Below are 3706 nucleotides of genomic sequence, written 5' to 3' on the forward strand. Positions count from 1 at the left end.
GGCCTGCGCCGCATCGCCGCGCCGGACGGCGCCGCGTCCGTCCCCGCGCTGGGCGCCGAACTGGGCGTCGGCGCACGCCAGGCCCAGCGCCAGTACCGGTCCCGCGTCGGCCTGAGCCCCGCGCAGGCGCGCCGCCTGCAGCGCATGAACGCGGCCGTGGTCGCGCTGCGCGACCCGGACGCACCCGCCCGGACGCTGGCCGACCTCGCCGCGGAACTGGGCTATGCCGACCAGGCCCACATGGCGCGCGAGTTGCGCCAGCTCGCCGGCCTGCCGCCGTCGCGGCTGGAAGAGCACATCGACACCGACCGCGAGTACTGGCCCTATCGGCTCTGATGTCGGGTTTATTCAAGCCGGAGAGAACGCAGCCGGCCACAATCGTGCCTTCCACGACGAGGCACGACCATGCACATCACCCTCCCACCTACGGCACCGACGGCGACACCCGGCCGTTGCTGGCCCTGGCGCGCGACGTCATCGCGCGCGGGCACGAGGCGCACGTACTGGCCGACGTGGCCGGGGCGCCGCACGCGCAGGCGCTCGGGATTCCCTTCTCGGTGCTTCCCGGCGACATGCGCGCCGCGTTCCCGGCGGCGCGTTCAGCGCACTGATGAAGGATGGCGCCGACATGACGCGCCTCATGCGCGCTTGCGCCGCCCTCGCGCGGCGCCGCCCAGCAGCCGGTCGACGGCCGTGCGTACGCCGTCTTCGTCCCGCATCGCCTGTGCCGTGCGCCGCGCCGCGGCGCGCATGTCGGATGCCGACGCGGCGGCCACCGCCTGCGCGAGCCGCGGGCCATTGAGCCTGGCCGCCGGACAGGTTGCGCGGCGATCCCCCGTTCGGCCATGCGCCGCGCCCCAGAAGAACTGGTCGCCGGCGAACGGCACCGACAACGGACGGCACGCCCGCGCGCGCGACCGCGTGGCTGGTGCCGGCGCCGCCGTGGTGGACGACGAGCGCCGTGCGCAGGAAGACGCCCGTCGTGCGGCGTGTCGCCCAGCACGAACACGCCGGGCGGCAGGCGCGCCGGATCGATGCCGCTCCAGCCCGGGTGGAACAGCACGCGCCGTCCTGCGGCGACGGCGCCGACGGCATCGATCAGCGTCGCCTGGTCGATGCCGGCCATGCTGCCGAAGCCGATGTAGACGCGCGGGCCCGGCCCCGAGAAAGTCGCGCAATGTCTGCCGGCGGTCCAGTCCTGCCCTGCGGGCAACGCCCAGACGCCCGTGATCTCGACGCCCGCCGGCCAGTCGGCCGGACGCGCCAGCAACGTCGGGGAGCAGCCGTACAGCATCGGCACGTCGCGCCACGGACGCCGCCGCGGCGCGGCGCCGAACACCTGCTTGCGCGCGCGGTTCAGCTCGGGGCCGAACATGGACCACGCGAGGCGTTCGAACGCGCGATGGGCCAGCAAATTGGCCCAGCCGGGCATGCGGTACATGGGCAGGAACGGCGGCGCGAACGCGCGCGTGGGCATCATCGGCCACATCGCGGCGCCGATGCACGGGATACCGAGACCCTCCGCCACCGCCAGGCCCACGAAGCCGGCCAGGCCCGAATATACGAGCGCGTCGCTGCCCTGGGCGACCGCGCACGCCGCTTCCATCCACGGCCGCGTGTGGTCGCGCGCGAGGGCGGCGCAAGCGCGCATGAGGCGCGTCATGTCGGCGCCATCCTTCATCAGTGCGCTGAACGCGCCGCCGGGCAGGAACGCGGCGCGCATGTCGCCGGGAAGCACCGAGAAGGGAATCCCGAGCGCCTGCGCGTGCGGCGCCCCGGCCACGTCGGCCAGTACGTGCGCCTCGTGCCCGCGCGCGATGACGTCGCGCGCCAGGGCCAGCAACGGCCGGGTGTCGCCGTCGGTGCCGTAGGTGAGAAAGGTGATGTGCATGGTCGTGCCTCGTCGTGGAAGGCACGATTGTGGCCGGCTGCGTTCTCTCCGGCTCTGAATAAACCCGACATCAGAGCCGATAGGGCCAGTACTCGCGGTCGGTGTCGATGTGCTCTTCCAGCCGCGACGGCGGCAGGCCGGCGAGCTGGCGCAACTCGCGCGCCATGTGGGCCTGGTCGGCATAGCCCAGTTCCGCGGCGAGGTCGGCCAGCGTCCGGGCGGGTGCGTCCGGGTCGCGCAGCGCGACCACGGCCGCGTTCATGCGCTGCAGGCGGCGCGCCTGCGCGGGGCTCAGGCCGACGCGGGACCGGTACTGGCGCTGGGCCTGGCGTGCGCCGACGCCCAGTTCGGCGCCCAGCGCGGGGACGGACGCGGCGCCGTCCGGCGCGGCGATGCGGCGCAGGCTGGCGCCCAGGTCCGCGTCCCAGCGATCGCGCACGGCCCGCCAGCGTTCGCCCAGCCGCGCTTCGATCCATGCCAGCTGCGCGGCTTCGTCGGCGCATTCGCGCAGCGCGCGCGGCCAGTCGGCCCAGCCGGCGTCGAGCAGGTCCGCGGCCGGGTCGTTGCGGTCCTGCAGCGCCGCCGGTGGAAGGCCGGTCAACAGCGCGAACGCGTCCGGATACAGCACCACACCCAGCGTCCGCAACGGGGCCAGCGTGAGCGACGCGACGGGCCGCGTGCGCGGTCCGGAAACGACCCAGTCGGGCAAGGCGCGCAGTGCGCCGTCGGCGCCGGGCAGCGCGACGGCGCCCTGCGTGAAAAAGTTCAGGCTGCAGTACACCATCGCCGGGAACCGGTTCAGCTGGGGCTGCGCCGGCGGCCACGGATCGTCGACGGTCGACACGAAACCGATGCCGTGCACGGCCTCGGCCAGCTCGCCCCGCGGCGTGTGCATCCAGGCGCGCATGACCGGTGCGCGTTACTGCACGTCGAGCAGCTCGACGTCGAAGATCAGGTTGGCGTTCGGCGGGATCGGGCCGGCGCCGTCCGCGCCGTAACCCAGCGACGCGGGAATGACGAGCGTGCGCTTGCCGCCCACCTTCATGCCGTCGACGCCCTGGTCCCAGCCGGGGATGACGCCGCCGCTGCCGAGGCGGAACGTGAACGGTTTGCGGCCGATCGAGCTGTCGAACTGTTCGCCGTGGTGCTGCGGCGCGTCCGGCAGGTACAGCCAGCCCGTGTAGTTGACGGTGACGATCTTGCCGGCCGTGGCGACGGCGCCCGTGCCGGCCGTCGTATCGATCTTCTGGAAGGCGACCGGCGCCGTGTCGACCTTGACCTCGGCCGGCGCGGACGCGGGCCCGGACGCGGACGTTTCGTTGGAACGCTTGCAGGCCGCCAGGGTGAGCGTGAGGGTCAGCGCGAGGCCGAGGGAGCAGACGCGGAACATCGTGTTCATGTTGGATTCCTTGTTGAAGTCAGAGGGTCTTGACGAAGGCGCGCACGCCGCCCAGCAGCATCTCGATCGACATCGCCGTCAGGATCAGGCCCATCAGGCGCTCGAACGCCGTCATGACCTGCGTGCCCAGCACGTTCTGCAGGCGTTCGGCGCCGAGGAAGACGGCCAGCCAGATCAAGGCGACGGCCGCCAGCGCGGCCACGTGCACCATCACTTCCTCGATCGAGCCCGAGGTGAACAGCAGTACGGTCGCCAGCGCGGACGGCCCGGCCAGCGCGGGAATCGCCAGCGGCACGATGAACGGCTCGCCGCCCTCGCTGCGGCCCAGCACGCCGTCCGGATGCGGGAAGATCAGGTGCTGGATCATCCAACTAACTCCTCCGTTTTAACCTTAGCAATACGTAACGGCGGCGCCA

4 protein-coding genes and 1 pseudogene are annotated in these 3706 nt (G+C 72.8%); 1 reads left to right on the top strand and 4 read right to left on the bottom strand.

Going from position 1 to position 3706, the window contains the following annotated elements; all coding sequences use genetic code 11:
• The coding region (locus ACWNCF_RS01805) for a helix-turn-helix domain-containing protein (RefSeq protein ID WP_449405805.1) at positions 1-336 on the top strand (336 nt) is incomplete at its 5' end.
• An 88-nt stretch (positions 337-424) separates the two neighbouring features.
• Here ACWNCF_RS01805 and ACWNCF_RS01810 read toward each other — a convergent pair.
• From ACWNCF_RS01810 to ACWNCF_RS01825, 4 genes and pseudogenes are all read right to left on the bottom strand, one after another.
• Positions 425-1891, bottom strand: coding sequence for a glycosyltransferase (locus ACWNCF_RS01810; protein WP_449405806.1), 1467 nt, complete (start codon positions 1889-1891; stop codon positions 425-427).
• A 70-nt stretch (positions 1892-1961) separates the two neighbouring features.
• Entirely contained in the window at positions 1962-2798 is an 837-nt protein-coding gene (locus ACWNCF_RS01815; protein ID WP_449405807.1) for a helix-turn-helix domain-containing protein, read from the bottom strand.
• A 12-nt stretch (positions 2799-2810) separates the two neighbouring features.
• Positions 2811-3290, bottom strand: a complete 480-nt coding sequence (locus tag ACWNCF_RS01820) for an FKBP-type peptidyl-prolyl cis-trans isomerase (RefSeq protein ID WP_449405808.1) — start codon at positions 3288-3290, stop codon at positions 2811-2813.
• Positions 3291-3309: 19 nt separating this feature from the next.
• Positions 3310-3645 (bottom strand): annotated as a pseudogene (locus tag ACWNCF_RS01825) (MarC family protein); the annotation flags it as partial.
• Between the last annotated feature and the right edge of the window lie 61 nt (positions 3646-3706).

It is taken from the genome of Massilia phosphatilytica, from assembly GCF_977014125.1.